The organism is Methylorubrum sp. GM97 (assembly GCF_024347855.1).
Taxonomy (GTDB): domain Bacteria; phylum Pseudomonadota; class Alphaproteobacteria; order Rhizobiales; family Beijerinckiaceae; genus Methylobacterium; species Methylobacterium extorquens.
In genome coordinates, this window is record NZ_AP025942.1 from 2,097,826 (window position 1) to 2,123,271 (window position 25,446).

Here is a 25,446-nt window from a genome sequence, read left to right on the forward strand (position 1 = left end):
TGAGAGCGATCCCGATCGCAACCTCATCGTGAGGTGCCATCGCTCCGCGGCGGCACCTCGGGATGAGCGGATGGATGCGATATGCGGGAGGTTTACGCCCCCCGGCGTGCCATCAACTGCTCGATCAGCGTGGCGCCGGTTTCGAGTGCGGCCAGCTCTTCCACCATCGTCGCGACCGTCTGCGCGATCTGCTCCGGGGTGTGCTCGGAGGTCATGAAGAAGCGCAGGCGGGAGGAGCGCTCCGGCACCGCCGGATGGATGATCGGCTGCACGTTGATGCCGCGCTTGAACAGCCGGTCGGACAGGGTCACGGCTTTGAGCGAATCGCCGATGATGACCGGGATCACCGCGAGTCCGAGACTCGTGCCGGTGTTGAGGCCGTGCTTCTTGGCCAGTGCCAGGAACTGGTTCCCGTTGCGGCGCAGGCGCTCCACCCGCTCGGGCTCGGCCTGCATCACCGAGAGCGCGGCCTCGGCCGCAGCGGCGAGCGGCGGCGACATGCCGACGCTGTAGACGAAGCCGCCCGCGGTGCATTTCAGGTACTCGACCAGCACCGAAGGACCGCAGATGTAGCCGCCGCAGGAGGACAGCGTCTTCGAGAGCGTGCCCATCCAGATATCGACGTCGCCGGCATCGACCCCGCAATGCTCGTGCAGCCCCGCGCCGGTGCGGCCGAGAACGCCGAGCCCGTGGGCGTCGTCCACCATCAGCCAGCAATCGTAGCGGCGCTTCAGCTCTACGAAGGCAGCCAGGTCCGGCGCGTCGCCGTCCATGCTGTAGAGGCCCTCGATCACGATCAGCGCGCGGCGGTGCTCGTGACGCGTCGCCTCGAGCAGCTTCTCGAGGGCGGCCGGGTCGTTATGGGCGAAGGAGCGGCGCTGGGCGCCAGAGAGTTGGGCGCCGGTCACGACGCTGTTGTGGATCAGCGCGTCGTGGAAGATCACGTCCGGCGCTTCCAGGATCGCGCCGATGGCGGTCACGTTGGTGGCGTGCCCGCTCACCAGGACCACACAGGCTTCCGTGCCGTAATGGGCGGCCAGCGCCCGCTCCAGCTTGAGGTGGCCGGGCCGCTCGCCCGCCACGATCCGGCTTGCGGAGGCCGAGGTGCCGAAGGCCTCGATCGCCTTGCGCGCCGCACCGCTCACCGCCGGGTGACCGTTGAGGCCGAGATAGTCGTAGGACGAATAGTTCGAGAAGGCTTGGCCCTCGATGCGGGTGTTGGCGCCCGCGCGGGTCTCGTGCACCCGGAAGAACGGGTTGCCGAGGCCGATCAGGTCGGCGGCCGAGCGCTGCAGGCGCAGCTCCCGGTAGCCGGTCAGCTTCTCGAAATCCTGCGGCGAATCATTGGCCGGCGCCTTGGTCTCGGCGAGAGCGGGGGAGGGCCGCGCATTGGTGCGGCCCAGCCGGTTGGTGACGAAGCTCGCGAGCGCGGCCCGGCCGTCCTGCGGGCGTGACGGCTGGGTCATGGCAAGATCTCTTTGATGTCCGAAACGTTCTTCTCGACGAGTTCGTTGAACGGCATGAGCGTGGCGGCATCGAGATCGCCGACATGCTTCGTGGCGAGACTCAAGGTCACGCCCGCCGCCTCGTCCACCGGCGTTGCCACCGCCTGGATCAGGGTTTCGGTCAGCTCGTTGACGGTCAGCCCCGAGGAGATGCCCGCCGGCGGCGCATCGAGGGCGAAGCGTTCCTGAAGGCTCGCCCCCAGCTCGACGCCCATCAGCGAATCGAGGCCAATTTCGGAGAGCTGGCGCACGCGGCTGATGTCGTCCTTCGGCAGGCGCAGGATGCGGGCGATGTCCTCGACGATGGCGTCGGAGACAGTCTTGCGGACCGTGTCGATATCCTGGCTCCGCAGCAGCGCGCCGATATTGATGGCCGCCACCGTGCCCGACTCGGCCTGCTGGTCGCCGCCGAGGCTGGCATAGCTCGGCGAGCGCAGGGTCGCGAGGCGTTCGCGGGCCTTGCCCCAGTGCATCGCGGCGATGGCAATTACGCCCTCGTCGCTTGTCTTGCCCTGGCTCTCCAACGCCTCGGCCATCAGATCGAGGCAGAGGCGGGCGTCCATCGGTGTCACGCCGACGCGGGAGGCCAGCGTTTCCATCACCGCCTTGTTGCGGGCGAGCACGCCGACATCGCCGATGGCACCCCAGGCGACCGCGAGCGCGGGCAGGCCGAGGCGGCGGCGCTGGCGGGCGACGCCTTCCATGAAGCCGTTGGCGGCGACATAGGAACCCTGGCCGGGATTGCCGATGAAGGTCGTGGCCGAGGAGAACAGCACGAAGTAGTCGAGCTTTCGCCCGCGGGTGGCGGCGTCGAGATGGCCTGCACCGATCACCTTCGGTGCGATCACCGCTTCGAGCGTCTCCGGCTCGATCGCCGAGATTAGGCCGTCCTGCAGCACCATGGCGCCGTGGATCACGCCCGCGAGCTTTTCGCCCCGAGCCTCGATGCCCTCGATTAGCGCCTCGACTGCCCGACGGCTGGTGATGTTGCAGGCCTTGGTCTCGACCCGCACGCCTTGCGCGGCGAGTTCGGCGACGACCGCGCGGCCCTCCTCGTTCGGCTTGCCGGAGCGGCCGACGAGGACGATGCGCTTGGCACCCCGATCCGCGAGCCAGCGGGCTGCCTCGATACCGAAGCCGCCGAGGCCGCCGGTCACGAGGTGAACGCCCTCGGCGCTCACCGTGAAGGCGTTGCGCTGGACCCGCGCGACCGAACCGGGCACCGGCGGCGTCACGACGATCTTACCGACATGCCCCGATTGCTGCATCAGCCGGAAGGCGTCCGAGGTCTCGTCGGCGGCGAAGGGCTGGTAGGGCAGGGGACGTAAGCCGCCTTCCACGAACAGCGCCATCACCTCGCGGAACATCCGCGCGCCGTCCTCGCCCTGGTGCTGGAGCACCTGATCGAGATCGACGCCGAAGTAGGAGAGGTTCCGGCGGAAGGGCCGCAGCCCGATATGGGTGTTGGCGACGTAGTCGCGCTTGCCCAGCTCGACGAAGCGCCCGAACGGCCGCAGGCAGTTGAGCGAGCGTTCCATCATCTCGCCGAACAGCGAGTTGAGCACCACGTCGACGCCGTCGCCCGTGATGCGGCGGACATCGTCCACGAAGGCGAGCGAGCGCGAATCGAGCACATGCTCGGCGCCGAGCGCGGCCACCAGCGCGCGCTTCTCCCGCGAGCCGGCGGTGGCGATGACCCGCGCGCCCTTCCACTTGGCGATCTGGAGCGCGGCCAGACCGACACCGCCCGCGCCGCCATGGACCAGAAGCCACTCGCCCTTGCGCAGGCGGGCGCAGGTGCAGAGCGCGTAGTAGGCGGTGAGGAAGGCCACCGGCACGGTCGCCGCGGCGGCCGGATCGAGACCCGCCGGCATCGGCGCGACGACCATTTCCGGCACGACGACGTGGGTGGCAAAGCCCGACTGGGCGAAGGCGACGACGGCATCGCCGACGGCGAAGTCCACCACACCTTGGCCGATCGCGGTCACCTGTCCGGAGACTTCGAGGCCCAGGCGCGGACCGGCAAAGCCGTCCTCCAGGATCTCCTCCGGGAGCATGGAGAGTGCCCAGAGCACGTCGCGGAAGTTGAGGCCGGTGGCCGCCACCGCGATCTCGACCTCGCCGGGACCGGGGGCGGCGCGCTCGGCCGGACCCCAGACCATCTCGTTGAGGCCGCCGGTGTTGGAACGCTCCAGCCGCGCGGCGGGCGCCGCCTCGCCGGCCGTGGTCGCGGCGCGGCCGGGATGGAAGCGCACGACGCGGGTGGCATCGGCATCGAGCACGATCTCGGTCTCGTCGGTGCCCGACAGGATCAGGGCGCGCAGCCGCTCGGCGGCGTCCTTCGAGGACAGGGTCGGCGCGAGGTCGATCCGGCGCACGTCGAGGGTGGCCGTTTCGTTGGCGAGCGTCCGGCTGAAGGCCCAGACGCCGGCCTCGACCGCCGCCGCTTCGCCGCCCGCGTCACGGGTGGCGCCGGGGGCGACCACCCAAAGGCGGGTCTGGCGGCTGCCGAGAAACTCGGCGCAGCGCTTCAGGCTGAGGCAGCGGTCGCGCAGCCGCGTCGCCGCCGCGCCCTCGCCGGCAAAGGCGCCGGCCAGGAACACCACGGTGTCCGGGGTTTCGCGCTCGAGTTCCCGCAGCGACTGCTCGGAATCGAGGATGATCGAGACGTGGACGCCGCTCGCCACCAGTAGGGTCGCCAGCGATGAGGCAGTCTCCGCGCCGAACTCGTCATGGGAGCCGACGACGAAGGCGAAGCTCTGGCCGTGGCCGACCGCCGAGCGCACCGGAGCTTCGGCGACGAGCAGAAGGTCGTCGCCGTTGGCCGAGGCCGCACGGTCGGCGGAAACCCGCACGAGGCCCGACGCGCTGAGGCGGCGCTGCCAGCCGGTCACGTCGTCGAGGCGCGAGAGCGGCATGCCGGCGACCGCTTCCTCGAACCAGTCGGGCGCGAGGCCGAAGACGAGGTCGCGGAACAGCGAGGCACCGGGCTCGACCGCCACGAGCAATCCGCCCGAGGCGAGCGCGGCGGCGAGCTGTCCCGGCAGGGCCTTATCGGCGCGGTGCAGCACGTCGCTGGCCAGAACGAGGTCGAAGGCGGCGGGCGGCAGAGCGTCGATGTCCTCGATCACCTCCACCGTGCTCGGCAGAGCGAGGCGGGCGCGTTCGGCCAGACGCCGGTCGGTGTCCAGCACGGTGAGCCGAGCATCCGCTTCGCGGGCGAGTGCGGCGGCGCGGGCCGAGAGCGGGCCGAACCCGACTTGAAGGATGCGCAGCGCCCGGTCCGACGGCATGCGGCCGCGAGCCTCGGCAACGATCCGTGCCACCACGTCGGCGGCGGCGCGGGCCGTGGCGCCGCGCAGATGGAAGGCGTCCAGAGCCGCCGGGGGCAGGCTGGCGGAGGCCGGCGCATCGCCCGCCACGATCCGCCCGACCAAGGCGGTGGTGTCGGCGAGCAGCACCAGTTCGGCGGCCAGTTCCGGATGGTCGGCCGCGATCCAGCGCATGGTCTCTTCGGGCGCGGGAAGGGACACGTCGCGGCGCAGGCGCCAGACACCCTTCTCGAGGGTCGCGAGACCGCTGCTTTCCAGGGCGTAGAGGGCGTTGGTCGCCCAAGGATGCAGCGCGGCCGGCAGGCGGCGATCGAGGGTCACCTTGCCCTTCTCGGAGAGACCGTCGGCCAGGCGATAGGCGAGCGCCGTCGCCCAGCCTTCCAGCAGCAGGTGGCCCGGTCCGAGATCGGCCGTGTCCGGCGCAGTCGCGGCGGCGAGGCTCGGGCGCAGCCGCTCGGCCACGCTCGGGCGCCGCTCCAACGGCAGGGCGGTCGGCTCGGTGGCGCGCTCGACCCCTTGCGTGATGGCGTAGGCGTCGAGATCGCTGCCGCTGCGGGCGCGCAGGGCTTGGAACCGGCCCTCGCGAATCGTCGCGACGACCTCGCCCTCGGCGTCGGTCAGGGTGAAGTCGGCCAGGATCGAGCGCTCGTTGCAGCGCCGGGTGCGAATCTCGGCGCGGGCGATCGCGGCACCGGGGCGCAGCAGGCGCACCTCGCCGAAGCGCACCGGCACGTAGGCCTTGGTGGCGCCCTCGCCCATCAGCTCGGCGAAGAGCAGGATCAGGCCGTGGAAGCAGGAATCGAGGCGCGCGGGCACGAGGCCGTAGCGGTCGTCGGACTCGGCCGGGATCAGCTCGGAGACGATGGTGGTCTCGTCGATGCGCGCCGACGCCGCGACCTGCCGGAAGTTCTCGCCGAAGCCGAGGCCGGAGGCGAGCGCCCGGCGGTAGAGCCCGTCACCCGAAATCGCGTGCTCGGCCGGGACCGCGAGGTCGCGGCGGGCCGGCACGGGGAAGTCGCCCTCGATGATCTTGGCCGAGGCGTGGAGCTGCCACGGCGTCGGGGTCAGGCGGGGGCGGCTGAGGATCTGGATCTGGTTTCCGGAGCCCGACAGGCGCACCAGCACCTCGCGCAAGCTGTCCTCGGCGAAGACCATCGGCGAGAGGATCTCGACGTCGGAGATCGTCACGCTCTCCGTGCGAAGCGCCTGACGGGCGACGTGCAGCGCCATCTCGACGAAGGCGGCGCCGGGCAGGATCACCTGACCGTCGATGCGGTGGTCGTCGAGTTCGGGCACGAGTGCCGCGTCGAGATGGCCGTGCCATTCGAGGCCGTCGGGCGCGAGGCGCGCGCCGGCGAGCGGGTGGTAGGGCCGCGGCGCGGCGCCTGCTCCCTCCGTGGTCTCGGCGAGGCGGAACGGGCGGCGCTGCCAGGGATAGAGCGGCAGGGCGATGATTCCGGCCGGATCGGCACCGAACAGGCGCGCCTCATCGACCGCGGCACCCGCGACGAGGGCGGCGGCGACCGCCTTGGCGATCGGATCGCCGCCGATCGGCTTGCGGTGCATCACGCCGACCGAGGCCACCTCGATGGCGAGCGGTTCGATGGCGTCGCCGATATGCGGCAGCAGGGTCGCGCGCGGGCCGACCTCGACGAAGACGCGGGCGCCCTGGCGGGTCGCCTCCTGCAGCGCCTCGCAGAAGCGCACGGGCTCGCGGATATTGCGCCACCAGTAGCCGGCGCCGAACTGGGCGCCGGGGAGCACCGTGCCGGTCACGGTCGAGACCATGGCGGTGTGGCCGGCCGAGGCCTTGAGCCCGTCGAGGTCGCGCAGCAGCGGACGCTCGGTCGGATCCATCAGGCGGCCGTGGAAGGGGTATTCGAGATCGAGCTTGCGCCCGCGGCGGCGCTTGCGCGCCAGCGCCTTCATCGCGGCCTCGATGTCGGCCTCGGGGCCGGCCACCGTGATCGCCTTGGGGCTGTTATAGGCGGCGATGTCGAGGGTGGGATAGTCGGCGAGGAACGCCTCCATCTCCTCGGCCGGTCCGAGCAGCACGGCCATGGTGCCGAAGCCGCGCGTCGATTCCTGGTGCTTGCTGCGGTAGAAGATCACCCGCACCGCCTGTTCCAGGCTCAAGATGCCGGCGGCCTCGGCCGCAGCGATCTCGCCGACGCTGTGGCCGAGCACGTAGCGGGGCGCGAGGCCCTTGGCGCGCAGGGCCGCGGTCGAGGCGCTCTGGATCGCGAAGATCAACGGCTGCGAGACGCGGGTCAGAGAGAGACGCGCGTCGAGATCCTCGGCGAACATCGCTTCCTTGAGCGACCAGCCGGAGAGCTTCTCGAACAGCTTGTCGGTCTGATCGAAGCGGGCGCGGAAGGCCTTGCTCTCCTCATAGGCCTCGCGGCCCATGCCGACCCACTGGCTGCCGTTGCCGGAATAGACGAAGGCGACCTCAGCTTGGCGTTCGACCGCCGTGCCAACGATGGCGGCATCGCTCTCCTCGCCCTCCGCCAGCGCCCGCAGAGCGGCGGGAACGTCCGTCTCCGGGGTGAGCGGCAGGGCGAGTCGCGTGGCGAGGCGCTCGCGGCGATGGAACGCGGCGGCCGTGACGCGGGCGGCTTCGGCCGGCGCGGCGCCGTCGAAGCGGGCGGCGTAGTCGAGGGCGAGATCGTTCAGGGCGGCGCGGCTCTGGGCGGAGAGCAGCAGGATCTCGGGCGCGGGGCCCGCATCGTTGGCGGCCGCGACCGGGCCTGCGTCGGTCAGCACGACGTGGGCGTTGGTGCCACCGAAACCGAACGAGTTCACGCCGGCGAAGCGCTCGGCCTTGGTGCGGGCGAGCGCCAGCGGCGCACGGTTGACCGCGAGCTTCATCGCCTCGAACGGGATGTCGGGGTTCAACTCGGCCGCGTGCAGCGAGGGCGGCAGCAGATCGTGCTCGAGCGCGAGGCTGGCTTTCAAGAGGCCCGCGAGCCCCGAGGTCGGCTCGGTATGGCCGATATTGGTCTTGATCGAGCCGATCGGCAGCGGGGTCTGGCGCGGCTTGCCGAGCTTGCTCCCGATGGCCCCGGCCTCGATCGGATCGCCGACGGGAGTGCCGGTGCCGTGCGCCTCGACGAAGGCGAGTTTGTCGAGGTCGATCTCGGCGTCGCGGTAGACCTGCTCCAGCAGCGCGCCTTGCGCGTGGCCGGAGGGCAGCGAGATGCCGGTGGTGCGCCCGTCCGAATTGACGCCGCTCGCCGCGATCACGCCGCGTACGGCCCGGCCGCTGCGGGCGGCGGCCTCGGCCGATTGCAGGATCAGGACAACGCCGCCCTCGGCACGCACGTAGCCGTCGGCGCTGGACGAGAAGGCCTGGCACAGGCCGGTGCGCGAGAGCATCTGCGCATTGGAGAAGGAGATGAAGTTGAACGGGCTCGCCAGGATGTTGGCGCCGGCCACCACGGCGGTGTCCACCTGCCCCGCTTCAATCGCCGCGATCGCCGCGTTGAGCGCGACCAGCGACGACGAGCAGGCGGTGTCGAGGGTGAAGCTCGGGCCCTTCAGGTCGTAGATGTAGGAGATGCGGTTCGAGATGATCGAGAGCGTGTTGCCGGTGGCCGCGTAGGCGTCGCCCGAGGACGGGTCGAGAATGCGCAGGTTGCCGTAATCGAGCGCCGAGGCGCCGACGAACACGCCGATATGGCTGCCGGCGACCGCGGAGGGGCGCAGGCCCGCATCCTCGAACGCTTCCCAGGTCAGTTCCAGCAGCATGCGCTGCTGCGGGTCCATCTGCTCGGCCTCGCGCGGCGAGATGCCGAACACGCCCGGATCGAACGACCAGATGTCGTCGAGCACGCCGGCGGCCCAGGTGTAGCTCTTGCCCCGCTCCTGCGCGCGCGGATGCCCGAAGGCCTGCAGCGACCAGCGATCCTCGGGGATGCGTGAGACGGCGCAGCGCCCCTCCGTCAGGAGCTGCCACAGCCCCTCAACGTTTTGAGCCCCGGGCAGGCGGCAGGCGCGGCCGACGATCGCGATGTCTTTGCGGTGAGTCACGTCGATCCGTTTATGCTCGTGAAGCAGGGACCGGGGGTCCGTCCGGCGAAGGCGTTTCACCCTCACCGAGAATGTCTCTTCAAACCTCGGCTTCACCGTGGCGCCCGCGACAGGGCGGCCGACGACCGGGGGTTTGAAGAGTCATCCTTTAATCTGACCGTCAGGACCGTCCAACCCGCTTGGCTGCAACCTCTCCCTTAATCCTGAGAGATTGGGAGATTGTGTGGCACGTATTCATCAGTGAATCGTTGACGGTGAAAAACCTGCGAGGCACCGAAGGTAACAAACATTAGTTGCGGCTGTTGGGGTAGTTTGCAAAAATGCCATTGTTCCGCCGCAGGCGTGGCAAAGTTACTGCGAATATTGAGTTGCTTTTCGATGATATTTCCCGTCTTTCCCGTGAAATCGATTTCGCCGGGGCCGCCGGATTGCTGCGCTTGCAAGTTGTAACTCCCGGCCTCATCAGATGAGGCGAGATCGAAAATGCCCTCGGGTCGATGGGCCGGCTGAATGTCGCAGTCACGCAACGCCGATGCCGGAATAGGTGAAGCCGTGCCGTTCGGTCTCCGCGGGCGCGTAGATGTTCCGCAGATCGACGAGGACGGGCGCGTGCATCAGACCTTTGAGCCGGGCGAGATCCAGCGCCCGGAACGCGTTCCACTCCGTCACGATCACCAGCGCGTCCGCGCCTTCCGCGCAGGCATACGCATCTTCGGCGTAAGCGACCCCCTGAAGCAGCGGTCGCGCCTGCTCCATCCCCTCGGGATCGTAGGCCACGATCTGTGCGCCCGCATCCTGCAGGCCGGCGATGATCGACAGCGAGGGCGCGTCGCGCATGTCGTCGGTGTTCGGCTTGAACGTCAGCCCGAGCAAAGCCACCCGCTTGCCCCGCACCGATCCGCCGCAGGCCGCGATCACCTTGCGCGCCATCGCGCGCTTCCTCTGGTCGTTGACCGCCACCACCGTCTCGACGATCCGCACCGGCGTGCCGTAATCCTGCGCCGTCTTCACCAGGGCCAGTGTGTCCTTGGGAAAGCATGAGCCGCCATAGCCCGGCCCCGCATGTAGGAACTTGCCGCCGATGCGGTTGTCGAGGCCGATGCCGCGGGCGACCTCCTGCACGTTGGCCCCGACCTGCTCGCACAGATCGGCGATCTCGTTGATGAAGGTGATCTTGGTGGCCAGGAACGCGTTGGCGGCATACTTGGTCAGCTCGGCCGTGCGCCGTCCGGTGAGCAGGATCGGCGCGGCGTTGAGATAGAGCGGGCGGTAGACCTCCTGCATCACGGCGACTGCGCGGGGATCCTCGGCGCCGATGACGATGCGATCCGGCCGCTTGAAGTCGTCGATGGCGGCGCCCTCGCGCAGGAATTCGGGGTTGGAGGCCACGCCGACATCGATGTCGGGGCGAGCCTCGCGAATGATGCGCTCGACCTCGTCGCCGGTGCCGACGGGCACGGTCGATTTGGTGACGACCACGGTGTAGCCGGTCAGCGCCTCGGCGATCTCGCGGGCTGCGGCGTAGACGTAGGAGAGGTCGGCAAAGCCGTCACCGCGGCGGGACGGGGTGCCGACCGCGATGAACACGGCTTGCGCCTGCGCAACAGCCGGCTTGAGGTCGGTGGAGAAGGTGAGGCGTTTGGCGCGCACGTTCTCGGCGACGAGGGCGTCGAGGCCGGGCTCGTAGATCGGCATGCGGCCCTCGTTGAGGGCGGCGATTTTGCCGGGATCCTTGTCGATGCAGACGACCTCGTGGCCGAAATCGGCGAGGCAGGCGCCCGACACGAGGCCGACATAGCCCGAGCCAATCATCGCGATGCGCATCGATGTCTCCGCCGGGGCGGCCGGAACGCATCCGGCGTGTTGCGGTGCGGTGTTTAGCCCGGTTCGAAGCCGGCGCAAACCATGGTCCGCGCCGCCGGTCTACAGCCGGTAATGCGCCGCCGCGCGCGAAAGGTTCGGATTGTAATAGGGGTCTGCCCGCAGCACCGGCTCCCAGCGCTCGCGCATCACCCGCGATTCGGCCTCGAAGCGGGCGCGCTTCTCCGGTGTGTCCTCGGCGCCCCGGCTCTTCGATTCGTGGTGGAGGAGGCGGGCCTGCGGCGTCCAGACGATGCGGTAACCGGCCGCACGAATCCGCAGGCACAGATCCACGTCGTTGAAGGCCACGGCGAGATGCGCGGCATCGAAGCCGCCGACTTCGGAAAAGACCTCTGCGCGCATAGCGAGGCAGGCGCCGGTCACTGCCGAGACCTCCTGCGACAGCAGCATGCGCGCGAAGTAGCCGGGTTCGTTGCCTGGCAGGCCGAGATGGCTGTGGCCGGCAATCCCGCCGATCCCGAGCACGATCCCTCCATGCTGGATCGTGCCGTCGGGATAGAGGAGCTTCGCGCCGGCCGCGCCGATCTCGGGGTCGCTGGCGATCGAGACGAGTTCGGTGAGCCAGCCCGGCTCCAGCACCTCGATGTCGTTGTTGAGGAACAGCAGGATCGTGCCCCGCGCCGCGGCGGCGCCCTGGTTCGACAGATCCGAGAAGTTAAACGGACCTGGTGCGGGCAGCACGCGCAGGCGCAGCTCGGAACCGTAGCGCGCGAACAGATCCCGCGTCGCCGGCTCGGTGCTGCCGTTATCGACGACGACGACCTCCAGGGCGGGATAGTCGGTGCGCGCGAACAGCCCGTCGAGGACGACGCCGAGCAACTCCGCCCGGTCGCGGGTCGGGATGACGACCGAGACGAGGGGCGGCGGCTCCGGCAGGGGGCGGACCAGCCGGTTGAACCCTTGCGCTCCCCGCTCGGCCCGGGCTCCCAGGCGCGCGGCCACTTCGGCGAGCGCCTGTAGGCGCGCCGCCTCGGCCCGCGCCAGAGCCCGATCCGAGAAGGTGCCGGACCCGGCCGCCGCCCGCCAGTGATAGAGCACCTTCGGGATGTGGCGCACCCGCTCCGCTGCCAGTCCTTCGGTGAGGCGCAGCAGCAGATCGTGATCCTGACTGCCCTCGAAACCGGGCCGCAGGCCGCCGAGCCGGCGCAGCGTGTCGGTGCGGACCACGCAGAGATGGTTCACGTAGTTCTGGGCCCACAGCAATTCGCGGTCGTAGCCCGACTTGAAATGCGGCTCGAAGCGGCGGCCGCGTCCATCGACCTTGTCCTCGTCGCTGTAGATCAGCTCCAGATCCGGATCGGCCCGGATGGCTCCGGCGACCTCGAACAGGGCGTTTTCCGAGAGGAGGTCGTCGTGGTCGAGGAAGGCGGTGTAGGCGCCGCTCGCCAGCGTCAGGGCGTCGTTGGTCGCGCGGGCGATGTGGCCGTTCTCCGATCGGCGCACGGAGCGGATGCGCGGCTCCTCGGCCACGTGGCGGGCGATCAGCCGCGGAATGCGCGGGTCGGTCGAGGCGTCGTCGGCGATGCAGAGTTCCCAGGCCGGATAGACCTGGTTCCGCACCGAGCGGATCGCCGCCTCCAGCACGCGCGGATCGGGATCGTGTACCGGCATCAGGACGGAGACCAGTGGCGGCGCTTCCCAGCCCGCGATCTCGGCGCGGATTCGCGCCCGCTCCGCCGCCGTGAGGCGGTCGAACCGGGCGATCCAGGCCGCGTAGCCGGTCTCGGCGCGGTGGGAGAGGGCCCGCGCGATCAGCCCGCGGGCGCGGACCTTCAGGCCGAGGATGCGCCAGTAGACCGCCTGCGCCGTGAGGCCGGGCTGGCGGGCGCCCGCCCGTGCCACGATCCCGAGGCGACCGCGGCGGCGGATGGAAAGGTCTTGCAGCACGAACGGATTGGTTCGCGACAGGGTGCTCAGGCGCAAAGCCGCGACGCCCGGCGGCAGCCGGCCGGTCCAGGCGAAGGCGTCGCCGCCGAGCGGCTCCTCGACCAGCGCCACGCTCTCGCCGTCGCCCGAGACCGCGCTGACGAGGGCGCGGGCGATGCCGCCGCTGCCGGCATCGCGCCATGTCACGCTCACCCAGGCGCCGCCGAGGTCGGTGCCGGAGAGGTCGATGCGCAGCTCGGCCCCGTCCGCGCCCGTCACCGGCAACGCCCGGCCCGCGAGCGACGCGATGGACCCAGCCCGTTCCGCCATTGCTGCTCAGGTCTCCCAGCTCTTGGAGACGGAGGCCCGCACGGCGTCGCTGAGCACGGTGTCGTAGACCACCATGTCGCGGGCAAAGCGCATGCCGCGCAGCAACTCGGCGAGCGCCAGCGTCTCGTTGGGGATCGGTAGGGGCAGCGGCATCGGCGCCTCGATCCCGATATGGTGGAACGCGGAGGCCATGAAGGCTTCGAAGTAGTCGCGGTGGCCGACGACGTCGATGCGCGACAGCACCTCGACCGCGATGATGGAACTGCCCGGCATCAGCCGGTCCTCGGGCACGTGGGTGCTGAGCTGGCGGGTCAGGGGGTTGTAGAGCAGGTGATAGGCCGGCTCCGGCATCATCCGGAACAGCCGCTTCAGGCTCTTCACGTCGGTGAAGTCGTAATCGAGGGTGAAGGCCGCCGCCTCGACGAGGTTGCCGAGGCGCCAGTGCTGCTCCGCGTTTGCGGCAAGGCTCGCCCGCTCGCGCAGCCAATAGAGGCGGCTCGCCAGTTCCACGAACGGGTCGTGAATCATCAGCATGGTCAGAGCGCCGCTCTGGACGAAGTGCCCCTCGTAGCGTGGGAAGATGATCGAGCCGGCCATCAGGCAGGAATCGAGGGTGACGGTGTCGAACATCGCCCGCAGGATCTCGTCCGGGAAGCGACCGATGCCGAAATACGATTGCCGGAAATAGGGATACAGCGCGGTCTGGATCACCGTTTCCGGGCGGATATGCCCGTTGAGCAGGATCACCTTCTTGTCGGTGAGGCCCGTGGGCGGTAGCCGCCGGTAGATCAGCACATTGGTGTCGACATCGTAGATCTCGAGCCGCTCGATGCCGGGAAGGCCCGGCACGTCGGTCTCGCGGATCTCGAAATGGCATTGTCCTGTCGCGTGCCAGCCGAACCGGACGAAGTTCGGGTCGGCGTGGATTGCCGAGACCTCCGCCACCCGGCGCCCCTCGATGCAGACGGAGACCCGGCTGATCGCCTGCGGGTTGTCCGGCACCACCCAACCCCGGATCACGTCGCCCTCGTCGGACGAAAGGAGAAACCGCATCCTTAGCTCGCCGTCCTCGGCCCCGTGCTGATCGGTACGCTCGTTTGTCCGCCTCTCCCTCGCGATGCATCCGCCGTCGGAGTGCAGCCGTGAGGGTCATGGAGGGGAGATCGGCGGTCGGTCGTCCCGCGGTGCCCTCTTAGCCGATTTTTGCCGCTCGCGTGCAACGGGCTGCGGCAGCCACGGGACGGCATGGGGTGTTTCGACGAAGGGGATCAGATTCCGCCAAAGTCCCGCTTGCGGAGCCGCCCGGCACCGGCTATAGCCGCGGCCTCGCAGGACACCGGGGCCACCCGGACGGCTTGCAGGGGCGCGTAGCTCAGCGGGAGAGCACTACCTTGACATGGTAGGGGTCACAGGTTCGATCCCTGTCGCGCCCACCATCCCACCCCGATGGGATGATCGAGTAGACCAAGGCTCCGGAGACGGGGCCTTTTTCTTTGGCCGGTCGACATCCCGGATCGCTGATAAACCCGTTTCAAAAGAAAAGCCCCGCCGTTTCCGGCGGGGCTTTCTTGTCCGGCTTCCGATCCCGAGGGATCGGAGAGGCCCGATCAGGCGTGGGCGAGTGCTGCGTTCGGCACCGCCGCGTTGTTGGCGGCGTGGTGCTGCTTCAGCATCGGCCGCAGCACGGCGATGGCGAGTGCGGCCGCGATCAGGTCCATCGTCGCCACCGTGTAGAGCACCGTCGACCACGTGCCCGTCGCCTGCATGATCAGGTTCCCGACCGGCACGAACAGCGCGGCAAAGCCCTTGGCGCAGTAGAGGACACCGTAGATCTTGCCGATATGCTTCGAACCAAAGGTGTCGGCGGCCGTGGCGCTGAACAGCGAGTACACTTCGCCCCAGGCCAGGAACACGATGCCCGACAGGATCACGAACGCCCAGGGGTTCGAGCCGAAATAGCCGAGCGCGACGATGCCGATGCCTTCCATCGCGAAGGCGATGAACATCGTCTTCTCACGGCCGATCCGGTCCGAGATGAAGCCGAAGAGCGGACGCGAGATGCCGTTCATGACGCGGTCCAGCATCAGGGCGAAGGGCAGCGCGGCCATGGCGAAGAAGTACAGGTTGACCTGGAAGTTCTTCACGCCGAGGTCGGTCGCGATGACACCGAGCTGCGCCACCGCCATCAGGCCGCCGGTGACCGTGCAGGTGAACATCAGCAGCATGACGTAGAAGACCGGCGTCCGCAGCGCTTCACCGAGGGTGTAGTCGCGACGGGTCTGCAGCACCTTGGTCGAGAACTTGACCTCGTCCTTGGCCGGCGAACGCATGAAGATCGAGGCCAGGATGATGACTGTGCCCTGGATCAGGCCGAAGGTGAAGAACGCCTGGGCGTAGCTGCCGGCATCGATCATCTTGGCGATCGGGATGATCGTCAGGGCCGAGCCCGCGCCGTAGCCGCCCGCGGTGAGACCGACGGCGAGACCGCGCTTGTCCGGGAACCACTTCAGGGCGTTGTTGATGCAGGTGGCGTAGACGCAGCCGACGCCGATGCCGCCGAGGACCGAGCCGATGTAGAAGCCGGTCAGCGAGGTGGCGTAGGAGTTCATCACCCAGGCTGCGCCGGTCATCAGGCCGCCGAACATCACGACCCGGCTCGGACCGTACTTGTCGATGAAGTAACCCTCGATCGGTGTCAGCCAGGTCTGGACGACGACGAAGATCGTGAAGGCCACCTGGATCGCGGCGCGATCCCAGCCGAACGTCTTCTGAATTTCGGGGACGAACAGGGTCCAGGCGTACTGAATGTTGGCCGCGGCCACCATGCAGATGACGCCGAAGATGATTTGTAGCCAGCGGTTTGAAGACGGTACCGGCCGTTCCGGGGCAATGGACGACAATGCCATGAGCGTGCTCCCTCGTTCCTGCACAGACGTGAAGGCCTGTTGCGTAGGTTTGGCGTTTTGGGCTTGAGAAGTGGTCAGTGCAGGTTGTTGCGTTTCCTTGTCTGCCCAGGGGATCCGAGCGGCGATCTCGCCTCGGGCATTGGTATGCATTATTTGGTATACCAGCCATGCAGGCAAGCGAAATAATGCGCAATCTGACACGAAAGTGACGGATCGGAAGGATGAAAATCCGGAACTCAACCGGAAACGCGTTGGTCCGCCTACAAAAAACGCGGGTCGCTGAGCGTATGACAGCGGGGCGTTTGCGAATTTGCCGGTGACTCGCCGCCGGCGACCGCGCGGCCCCCGGCATGTCGGCCGAATCACGGCGGCGGAGAGGTTTCCGCTCGTCTTCTGGAAAGCTTCGCGCGTGGCCCAATCGCCCTGCAATTTACGCTGGCGCATGGGCGAATAGCCATATCGCGCGCGAGAGGCGCATCCGACGTCGAGCAGCCTCGGGCGGGCGTCGTTCTTGCTAGAGGGCGCGGGCGGGGTGGGCCGAGCGCCCATGTCCGCGCGAATTCACCTCGACAGGTCTCGCGATCCTTGCATCCTGTCCGGCGAGGCCAAGGAGCCAGTCGATGCCCTACCGCCACACCGTTGGCCCCCGCACCCACGTCTTCGCCGATCTGGCGATGCTGATGGCGAAGGCGACGCCGGTGCGCTCCGGCGATTGTCTCGCGGGCATTGCCGCGGAATCGGCCGAGGAGAACATGGCCGCGCGCTGGTGCCTCGCCGAGGTGCCGCTCAAGGAAATCCTGGCCCGTCCGCTGATCCCCTATGACGAGGACGACGTCACCCGCCTGATTCTCGACGACCACGACGAGGCGGCGTTTGCCGAGATCGCCGCGCTGACGGTCGGGGATTTTCGCGAGTTTCTGCTGACCGCGTCCTCTGGGACGCTCTCGCGGATCGCACCGGGCGTGACGCCGGAGGTCGCCGCCGCGGTGTCCAAGATCATGCGCAACCAGGATCTGATCCTGGTCGCGAAGAAGTGCCGGGTGGTCACCCGCTTCCGCAACACGATCGGCCTGCCCGGCACGCTCGCGGTGCGGCTCCAGCCCAATCACCCGACCGACGACCCGGCGGGCGTCACCGCCTCGATCCTCGATGGGCTCTCCTATGGCTGCGGCGATGCGGTGATCGGCATCAACCCGGTCTCCGATTCGATCCAGACGATGGGCACCCTGCTGCGCCTGTTCGACGGCATCATCGGCCGGCTGGAGATCCCGACCCAGGCCTGCGTGCTCACCCACGTCACGACGACGCTCGACGCGATGAACCGGGGGCTGCCGGTCGATCTGGTGTTCCAGTCGATCGCCGGGACGCAGCGGGCGAATGCGAGCTTCGGCGTCACCCTGCCGATCCTGCAGGAGGCGCATGAGGCGGCGCTCGCGCTCAAGCGCGGCACGCTCGGCGACAACGTGATGTATTTCGAGACCGGCCAGGGTTCAGCCCTCTCGGCGGATGCGCATCACGGCATCGACCAGCAGACCCTGGAGGCGCGCGCCTATGCCGTCGCTCGCCGCTACCGGCCGCTTCTGGTCAACACCGTCGTCGGTTTCATCGGGCCGGAATACCTCTACAACGGCAAGGAGATCATCCGCGCCGGGCTGGAGGACCATTTCTGCGGCAAGCTGATGGGTGTGCCGCTGGGCGTCGACGTCTGCTACACCAACCACGCCGAGGCCGATCAGGACGACATGGACACGCTCCTGACCCTGCTCGGGGCGGCGGGCTGCACCTACGTGATGGGCATTCCCGGCGCCGACGACGTGATGCTGAACTACCAGTCCACCTCGTTCCACGATCAGCTCTACATCCGCGAGGTGCTGGGCCTGAGGCGGGCGCCGGAATTCGAGGAATGGCTTGCCCGCATCGGCCTCACCGACGCGGACGGCACGCTCCTGCCCGGCGGGGCCGAGGCCCGCCTGCTCACCGCCGCGCCGGAGCTGGCCGCATGAGCACGCAGACCGACACCCTCTGGCAGCGGCTGGCCCGCCTCACCCCCGCCCGGATCGGTCTCGGCCGCGCCGGCGCCGGCCTGCCGACCCGCGAGGTGCTGAAATTCGGCCTCGCCCATGCCCAGGCGCGCGATGCCGTGCATACGCCGATGGACGCCGCCGCGATCGCGGGCGCCATCGAGGCGCTGGGCCTGCCGACCGTGACCGTGACCTCCGGCGCGGAGGGTCGCGCGATCTATCTGCGCCGCCCCGATTACGGGCGCCGCCTCTCGCCGGAGAGCCTCAAGGCTCTTTCCGATTCCGCCGCCGATTCCGCGGCCGAGCCCGTCGATCTCGCGATCGTGGTGGCGGACGGTCTCTCGGCGCGCGCGGTCCACGAGGGCGCCGCTGCGCTGCTCGCCGCCTTCAAGCCGCACGCGGAGGCGGCCGGCTGGCGCCTGGCTCCGGTGACCATCGCCACGCAGGCCCGGGTCGCGCTGGGGGACGCGGCCGGCGCAGCGCTGCGGGCCCGCGCGGTGGTGGTGGTGATCGGCGAGCGTCCCGGCCTGTCCTCGCCCGACAGCCTCGGCCTCTACGTCACCTTCGATCCGAAGCCCGGTTGCTCCGATGCGGAACGAAACTGCATCTCGAACGTCCGGCCCGCGGGCCTGAGCTTCGAGCTTGCCGCGTTCAAGCTGAATTGGCTCCTGACCCAGGCCTTCTCCCGCGGGCTGACAGGCGTGAACCTCAAGGACGAGAGCGATCGGTTGCTTGAAGCCGCCGCGCCTGATCCTGCCATCGGCGGATTCTGAGTGAATTCGCCGGAGCTTTGGGGGTGCTCCGCGAACGGGTCGCCGGCTTTCCAAAAAAAGACGCGTGTCGGCACTGTCGAGGTTGCTCGCGAAGCCTGAATTGCACGCGCCGAGGCTGCGGGAATTTGAGCTGAAAACAGCCCTCGTGCGGGACCGCGCGAGGGTGTGTGCGCGTTGATTTTGCGAAGTCTTCCCAAGGCCGGCGCAAGCTCGGCTGTTGCGGGCTCGACACACCGCGAAAGCAACCTGACTTTGCCTTGAGCTGTGCCTTTGAGCGCCGCAATCCCACCATAAACCGGGACGACTTCCGGGGTCGCGGTAAACGCTGTCGCTCCAACGCCTTACCGCAGAGTTTCGAGGACGTCGAAGGACGTTTTTCCGCACTGGACCGTAACGGGCCGCGCGGATCTCGGGGGCGTAACGGGACCGGGGCACGAGATCAGTGATGGACGCGCGTCAGACCGACAAGTCGAAGCTGCCGAGCCGGCACGTGACGGAGGGGCCCGAGCGGGCGCCCCACCGCTCGTACCTCTACGCCATGGGCCTGACGACCGAGCAGATCCACCAGCCGCTGGTCGGCGTCGCCTCGTGCTGGAACGAGGCCGCGCCCTGCAACATCTCGCTGATGCGCCAGGCCCAGGCCGTGAAGAAGGGCGTTGCCGCCGCCAAGGGCACCCCGCGCGAGTTCTGCACCATCACCGTCACCGACGGCATCGCCATGGGCCATGGCGGTATGCGCGCCTCGCTGCCGTCCCGCGAGGTCATCGCCGATTCGGTCGAGCTGACGATCCGCGGCCATTCCTACGACGCCCTCGTGGGGCTGGCCGGCTGCGATAAGTCCCTGCCCGGCATGATGATGGCCATGGTGCGCCTCAACGTGCCGTCGATCTTCATCTATGGCGGCTCGATCCTGCCCGGCTCGTTCCGGGGCCGGCCGGTCACGGTGCAGGATCTGTTCGAGGCGGTGGGCAAGGTCGCCGTCGGCGACATGAGCCTCGACGACCTCGACGAGCTGGAGCGGGTCGCCTGCCCCTCGGCCGGCGCCTGCGGCGCGCAGTTCACCGCCAACACCATGGCGACCGTCTCCGAGGCGATCGGCCTTGCGCTGCCCTACTCGGCCGGTGCGCCTGCCCCTTACGAGATCCGCGACCAATTCTGCGCCGCCGCCGGCGAGAAGGTCATGGAGCTGATCGCCAAGAACATCCGCCCGCGCGATATCGTCACCCGCAAGGCGCTGGAGAACGCCGCCGCGACGGTGGCGGCTTCGGGCGGCTCGACCAACGCGGCCCTGCATCTGCCGGCGATCGCGCATGAATGCGGCATCGAGTTCACCCTGTTCGACGTCGCCGAGATCTTCCGGAAGACCCCCTACATCGCCGACCTGAAGCCCGGCGGGCGCTACGTGGCCAAGGACATGTTCGAGGTCGGCGGCATCCCGCTGCTGATGAAGACGCTGCTCGACCACGGCTACCTGCACGGCGACTGCCTCACCGTCACCGGCCGCACCATTGCGGAAAACCTCGCCAAGGTCGCCTGGAACCCGGATCAGGACGTGGTGCGCCCTGCCGACAAGCCCATCACCGTCACCGGCGGCGTGGTGGGCCTGCGCGGCAATCTCGCCCCCGAGGGCGCGATCGTGAAGGTCGCCGGCATGCCGCCCGAGGCCCAGGTCTTCACCGGCCCGGCCCGTGTCTTCGACGGCGAGGAAGCCTGTTTCGAGGCGGTGCAGAACCGCACCTACAAGCCCGGCGACGTTCTGGTCATCCGTTACGAGGGCCCGAAGGGAGGCCCCGGCATGCGCGAGATGCTCTCGACCACCGCCGCCCTCTACGGCCAGGGCATGGGCGACAAGGTGGCCCTCATCACCGACGGGCGCTTCTCCGGCGCGACCCGCGGCTTCTGCGTCGGCCATGTCGGCCCCGAGGCTGCCATCGGCGGGCCGATCGGCCTGCTGCGCGACGGCGACATCATCACTCTCGACGCGATCAAGGGTACGCTCGACGTGGCGCTCTCCGACGAGGAGCTGGCCCAGCGTCGCAGCGAATGGACGCCGCGGGGCAATGCCGCGACCTCCGGCTACCTCTGGAAATACGCGCAGTCCGTCGGGCCTGCGGTGAACGGGGCCGTGACGCATCCGGGCGGCGCGGGGGAGACGAACGTCTATGCCGACATCTAGGACTGCCCCTTTCCGGCCCATGTGGCCGGCCGGGGCCGATCCGGGTCGGCTCCGGGCGGGGCTTCTCGCCGGCTTCCTCGGCTTTGCGCTGATGCTCACGGCCGTCGATCCCGGCACGGCGCTCGACGCGACCGCCCGCACGCCGGTCCCCGAGAAGGGATACCGTTCGGGCCGCGACGCCCTGCGCTCGGGCGTGCGCGACTACAACGCGGGCGACAAGCAGGGCGCCGTGCGGGCGCTGGAATACGCCGCCGACCAGGGCCAGACCCTGGCTTTATGGAAGCTCGGCCGCATGTACGCGGACGGCGACGGCGTGCCCCACGACGACCTCAAGGCGTTCGAGTACTTTTCGCGCATCGCCGACGACAACACCGACGATTCGCCCGACACCCCGAATTCGGGCGTGGTGGCGAGCGCCTTCAACGCGCTCGGCACCTACTTCCTGGAGGGGATCAAGGGCACCTATGTGCGCCCGAGCCCCGAGCGCGCCTACGACATGTTCAACTACGCGGCGTCGTATTTCGGCGACCCGAACGCGCAGTACAACCTCGCCCGGCTCTATCTCGACGGCACCGGCGTCGAGCAGGATCCGCGCAAGGCCGCGCGCTGGTTCAACCTCGCCGCCGAGAAGGGCCACCGCCCGGCCCAGGCGCTGCTCGGCGACATGCTCGTCAACGGCACCGGCGTGCAGCGCCAGCCGGTGAAGGGCCTGACCTGGCTCGCCATCGCCCGCGGCGGGGCGCAGGGCGCGGCGGACACCTGGATCGTCAATCTCTACGACAAGGCCTGGGCCTCGGCCAACGAGGCCGACCGGGCGGACGCGATGGCCCAGGCGCAGTCGCTGTCGACGGGTTCGACCCGTCGGCGGCGATAACCCTCCTCTCCTGCGGGAGGGCTCAGAGCGTTTACCCGTCGCTCAGCTCCACCGTCACCGGCACGTGATCCGAGGGCTTCTCCAGCCCGCGCAGGTGGCGCTGCACCGAGGCCGAGACGAGGCGGTCGGCGGCTTGCGGCGAGAGCAGCAGGTGGTCGATGCGAATGCCCTGGTTCCGCGGCCAGCATCCGGCCTGATAGTCCCAGAAGGTGTAGAGGCCGGCGCTCGGCTCGCAGGCCCGCAGGCCATCCGTAAAACCTTCCGCCAGCAGCGCGCGGAAGGCGCGGCGGGTCTCGGGCAGGAACAGCGCGTCCTGCGTCCAGACGGAGGGGTCGGCGGCGTCCTCGGGCTCGGGGATGACGTTGAAGTCGCCTGCCAGCACCAGCGCTTCCTCGGTCGTCATCAGCGCGCGGGCATGAGACCGCAGGCGGGCCATGAAGGCGAGCTTGTAGCTGTATTTCGGGCCCGGAGCCGGGTTGCCGTTCGGCAGGTAGATCGAGGCGACCCGCACCGGCGCCACGCCCTCGCCGTGCACCAGCGCCTCGATGTAGCGCGCCTGCTCGTCCTCGGCGTCGCCGGGCAGGCCGCGCAGCAGCTGGGTGTACTGGAGCGGTGCGCGCACCAGCAGGGCGACGCCGTTATAGGCCTTCTGCCCCAGCGTCTCGACCTCGTAGCCCGCCGCCTCGATTTCCTCGCGGGGGAAGGACGCGTCCTGGCATTTCAGCTCCTGCAGGCAGACCACGTCGGGCTTGGCCTCGTCGAGGAAGCCCAGCAGGTGGCCGACCCGCTGCTTGATCGAATTGACGTTCCAGGTGGTGATCCGCATGGGGCGTGGGGAGGCTCGGCCGGAGGGGCTCTCGTCATCGGGCCTTCGCGAGGCCCTGGCAAGGCGGGGGCCGCCTGTCGGGTGCGAAGAGCGCCCCGCGGAGCGGAAGCCTGAGGCTGCGGATGCGGCTGCCGGCGTTTAAGGCTGAGGAATGCCCCCATGGACGCGTCGTGGTTCGAGCCGGTGCGGGCCTATTGCGAGCGCGGCGACGCCGGCTTCTGGGCCGAGCCGATCAATGCTTTGACAAACGCGGCCTTCCTGATCGCGGCCGGGCTCGCGGCGCGGCGCGCCCGCGGCGACGGGCCGGTCCTGGTTCTGGCCGGCGTGATCTTCGTGGTCGGGATCGGCTCGTTCCTGTTCCACACCCTGGCGAACCGCTGGTCGATGCTAGCCGACGTGATCCCGATCGCCGTCTTCATCTACGGCTACTTCGCCCTCGCCATGGCCCGTTTCTTCGGCCTCCGTCCAGCGGCGGCGACCGCCCTCACGCTCGCCTTCGCCGCCCTCAGCTTCGGCCTGACGCCGGCCCTCGATGCGCTGAGCGGACGCTCGGTCTCAGACCTCACCAACGGCTCGGTCGATTACGCCCCGGCGATCCTGGCACTCCTTGGCGTCGGCCTCGCCCTCCTGAAGTGGGCGCCCGGCACCGCCCGTTCGGTGCTCACGACCGCCGGGATCTTCCTCGTGTCGCTGACCTTCCGCACGGTCGACGTGGCGAGTTGTGCCCGCCTGCCGCTCGGCACGCATTTCCTCTGGCACGTCCTCAACGCGGTGGTGCTCTACCGCCTGCTGATCGCGGCCACCCGGTTCAGGTCCTGAGGCCCACGTTCCGGGATCGCAAAGGGATCATCCCTTCACCAGGGCTCCGCCCTGGACCCGCGAAAGGACTTGTCCTTTCGAAACCTGAAGTTTCAGCCGCCGATTCCGCGGGCCTTCAGGCTGTCGCCGATCTCCTCCAGCGTGGCCGGGTCCTCGATGGTCGGGGGCATCGCGTAATCCTCGCCGTCGGCGATGCGCTTCATCGTGCCGCGCAGGATCTTTCCGGAGCGCGTCTTCGGCAGGCGTCCCACGGTGAGCGCCAGCTTGAAGGCGGCCACGGGGCCGATCTCCTCGCGCACCCGGGCGACGAGCTCGCGCTCGACCGTCTCGGGATCCTTGGCGACGCCCGCCTTCAGAACCACGAAGCCGCAGGGCGCCTCTCCTTTCAGCGCGTCGCGGATGCCGATCACCGCGCATTCGGCGACATCCGGGTGCGCGGCGAGCACCGCCTCCATGCCGCCGGTGGAGAGGCGGTGGCCGGCCACGTTGATGATGTCGTCGGTCCGCCCCAGCACCGTGACGTAGCCGTCCTCATCCACCACGCCGGCATCCGAGGTGTCGTAGAAGCCGGGGAAGGTGGCGAGATAGCTCTGGCGGAAGCGCTCGTCGGAGCCCCACAGGGTCGGCAGGCAGCCCGGCGGCAGCGGCAGCTTGAGGGCGATGGTGCCCATCGTGCCGGGGGGACCGGCTTGCCCGATTCGTCGAGTACGTGGAGGTCGTAGCCCGGCATCGGCTTGGCGGTGGAGCCGTACTTCACCGGCAGCCGTTCCAGCCCGAGCGGGTTGCCGGCGATCGCCCAGCCGGTCTCGGTCTGCCACCAATGGTCGATCACCGGCCGGTCCAGCGCCCGCTCGGCCCAGGCGACCGAATCCGGGTCGGCCCGCTCGCCGGCCAGGAACAGGGCGCGGAACCGCGAGAGGTCGTGGCCCGCGATCTTTTCCGCTCGCGGGTCTTCCTTCTTGATCGCGCGCAGGGCCGTGGGCGCGGTGAACAGCGTCGCGCCGCCGTGCTCGGCGACGACCCGCCAGAAGGCGCCGGCATCCGGCGTGCCGACGGGCTTGCCCTCGTAGAGCACCGTGGTGCAGCCGTGCAGAAGCGGCGCGTAGACGATGTAGGAGTGGCCCACCACCCAGCCGATATCGGAGGCGCAGAAATAGACCTCCCCGGGCGCGACGCCGTAGAGGTTCGCCATCGACCACGCCAACGCGACGCAGTAGCCGCCGCTGTCGCGCACCACGCCCTTGGGCCGCCCGGTCGTGCCGGAGGTGTACAGGATGTAGAGCGGGTCGGTCGCCGCGACCGGCACCGGCTCGGCCCGCCGTCCGGCCCGGCGCGCCCGCGCGACGGTCTCCGCCCAATCCCGGTCGCGCCCCTCGACGAGGCCGGCCTCGCCTTGCGGGCGCTGCAGGATCAGGCAGGCATCGGGCTTGTGAGTCGAGCGGGCGATCGCCGCATCGAGCAGCGGCTTGTAGGCGACGACGCGGGCCGGCTCGATGCCGCACGAGGCGGCAAGAACCACCTTGGGCGCGGCATCCTCGATGCGGGCGGCGAGTTCGTTGGCGGCAAACCCGCCGAACACCACCGAGTGGATCGCCCCGATTCGGGCGCAGGCCAGCATTCCGAACAGGGCCTCGGGCACCATCGGCATGTAGATCACCACCCGGTCGCCCTTGGTCACGCCGAGATCGGCGAGGATGCCGGCGAGCACCGCCACCTCGTCGCGCAACTCCCCGTAGGTGATGCGGCGCTTGGTGCCGGTGACGGGCGAATCATGGATGATCGCGGCTTGGTCGGCGCGCCCGCCCTCCGCGTGCCGATCGACGGCGTTGCGGCAGACATTGAGTCGGGCGTCCGGAAACCAGCGGCCATAGACGCCCTGCTCGGCATCGAAGGCGCGGGTGGGGGCGACGTCCCAATCGATCGCCGCCGCGGCCTTCAGCCAGAAGCCGTTCCGGTCCGCGAGCGAGGCGGTGTGGACGGCGGCATAGGCGCCCTCGGGGGCGGTGGGCGTGGCGGCGGACATCGGCGTTTCCCTCGCGCGGCCTGTTGATCGGCCTGTTCGAGGGCGATGATAGCGCGGTTTCGACCGCTGCGCGCCCAACTCC

General features: G+C 69.3%; 13 protein-coding genes, 1 tRNA gene and 1 pseudogene. 6 read left to right on the forward strand and 9 right to left on the reverse strand.

From position 1 onward, the window contains the following. Positions 1-92 precede the first annotated feature (92 nt). From MSPGM_RS09830 to MSPGM_RS09855, 6 genes are all read right to left on the reverse strand, one after another. Positions 93-1,466 (reverse strand): aminotransferase class I/II-fold pyridoxal phosphate-dependent enzyme, encoded by a 1,374-nt coding sequence (locus MSPGM_RS09830; protein WP_003604038.1) that lies wholly within the window; start codon positions 1,464-1,466, stop codon positions 93-95. Further along, positions 1,463-8,869 carry a type I polyketide synthase gene (locus MSPGM_RS09835; protein ID WP_012752635.1) on the reverse strand — a complete coding sequence of 2,469 codons (7,407 nt, stop codon included), beginning with the start codon at positions 8,867-8,869 and terminating at the stop codon, positions 1,463-1,465. Before MSPGM_RS09835 ends, MSPGM_RS09830 begins: the two co-directional genes overlap by 4 nt. 197 nt (positions 8,870-9,066) lie before the next feature. Next, positions 9,067-9,396: a hypothetical protein gene (locus MSPGM_RS09840; RefSeq protein WP_131473096.1), complete on the reverse strand. Its 330-nt coding sequence runs from the start codon at positions 9,394-9,396 to the stop codon at positions 9,067-9,069. Beyond that, on the reverse strand, positions 9,389-10,693 hold the full coding sequence (locus MSPGM_RS09845) for a UDP-glucose dehydrogenase family protein (protein WP_261926356.1): 1,305 nt from the start codon (positions 10,691-10,693) through the stop codon (positions 9,389-9,391). Before MSPGM_RS09845 ends, MSPGM_RS09840 begins: the two co-directional genes overlap by 8 nt. A 99-nt stretch (positions 10,694-10,792) precedes the next feature. Next, a complete protein-coding gene (locus tag MSPGM_RS09850; RefSeq protein WP_209688606.1) occupies positions 10,793-12,946 on the reverse strand; it encodes a glycosyltransferase family 2 protein in 2,154 nt (717 codons plus the stop codon). 6 nt (positions 12,947-12,952) lie between these two features. Next, the gene (locus MSPGM_RS09855; protein ID WP_003606323.1) at positions 12,953-13,999 is read right to left on the reverse strand and encodes a hypothetical protein; all 1,047 of its coding nucleotides are present in this window, start codon (positions 13,997-13,999) and stop codon (positions 12,953-12,955) included. 308 nt (positions 14,000-14,307) lie between these two features. Between MSPGM_RS09855 and MSPGM_RS09860 the strand changes: the two genes are divergently transcribed. After that, positions 14,308-14,382, forward strand: a tRNA-Val gene (locus MSPGM_RS09860). A gap of 171 nt (positions 14,383-14,553) precedes the next feature. Here MSPGM_RS09860 and oxlT read toward each other — a convergent pair. Next, positions 14,554-15,852, reverse strand: coding sequence for an oxalate/formate MFS antiporter (gene oxlT / locus MSPGM_RS09865; protein WP_003606322.1), 1,299 nt, complete (start codon positions 15,850-15,852; stop codon positions 14,554-14,556). A 620-nt stretch (positions 15,853-16,472) separates the two neighbouring features. On the opposite strand from oxlT, the gene MSPGM_RS09870 reads away from it, so the two are divergent. The 4 genes from MSPGM_RS09870 (at position 16,473) to MSPGM_RS09885 (ending at position 21,696) form a co-directional block, all read left to right on the forward strand. Further along, on the forward strand, positions 16,473-17,855 hold the full coding sequence (locus tag MSPGM_RS09870; RefSeq protein ID WP_003606321.1) for an ethanolamine ammonia-lyase subunit EutB: 1,383 nt from the start codon (positions 16,473-16,475) through the stop codon (positions 17,853-17,855). Further along, positions 17,852-18,646 carry an ethanolamine ammonia-lyase subunit EutC gene (gene eutC / locus MSPGM_RS09875; RefSeq protein WP_012752707.1) on the forward strand — a complete coding sequence of 265 codons (795 nt, stop codon included), beginning with the start codon at positions 17,852-17,854 and terminating at the stop codon, positions 18,644-18,646. Before MSPGM_RS09870 ends, eutC begins: the two co-directional genes overlap by 4 nt. Positions 18,647-19,091: 445 nt before the next feature. Next, positions 19,092-20,822 carry a dihydroxy-acid dehydratase gene (gene ilvD, locus MSPGM_RS09880; RefSeq protein WP_003606068.1) on the forward strand — a complete coding sequence of 577 codons (1,731 nt, stop codon included), beginning with the start codon at positions 19,092-19,094 and terminating at the stop codon, positions 20,820-20,822. Beyond that, positions 20,809-21,696, forward strand: a complete 888-nt coding sequence (locus MSPGM_RS09885) for a tetratricopeptide repeat protein (protein WP_003606066.1) — start codon at positions 20,809-20,811, stop codon at positions 21,694-21,696. Before ilvD ends, MSPGM_RS09885 begins: the two co-directional genes overlap by 14 nt. A 31-nt stretch (positions 21,697-21,727) precedes the next feature. Here MSPGM_RS09885 and xth read toward each other — a convergent pair whose 3' ends face one another. After that, on the reverse strand, positions 21,728-22,522 hold the full coding sequence (xth, locus tag MSPGM_RS09890) for an exodeoxyribonuclease III (protein WP_261926357.1): 795 nt from the start codon (positions 22,520-22,522) through the stop codon (positions 21,728-21,730). Between the two features lie 159 nt (positions 22,523-22,681). Here xth and MSPGM_RS09895 point away from each other — a divergent pair, with 159 nt between their 5' ends. Continuing rightward, entirely contained in the window at positions 22,682-23,341 is a 660-nt protein-coding gene (locus tag MSPGM_RS09895; protein WP_003606063.1) for a ceramidase domain-containing protein, read from the forward strand. A 92-nt stretch (positions 23,342-23,433) separates the two neighbouring features. Here MSPGM_RS09895 and MSPGM_RS09900 read toward each other — a convergent pair. Further along, positions 23,434-25,364, reverse strand: a pseudogene (locus MSPGM_RS09900) (propionyl-CoA synthetase). Positions 25,365-25,446: the final 82 nt, after the last annotated feature.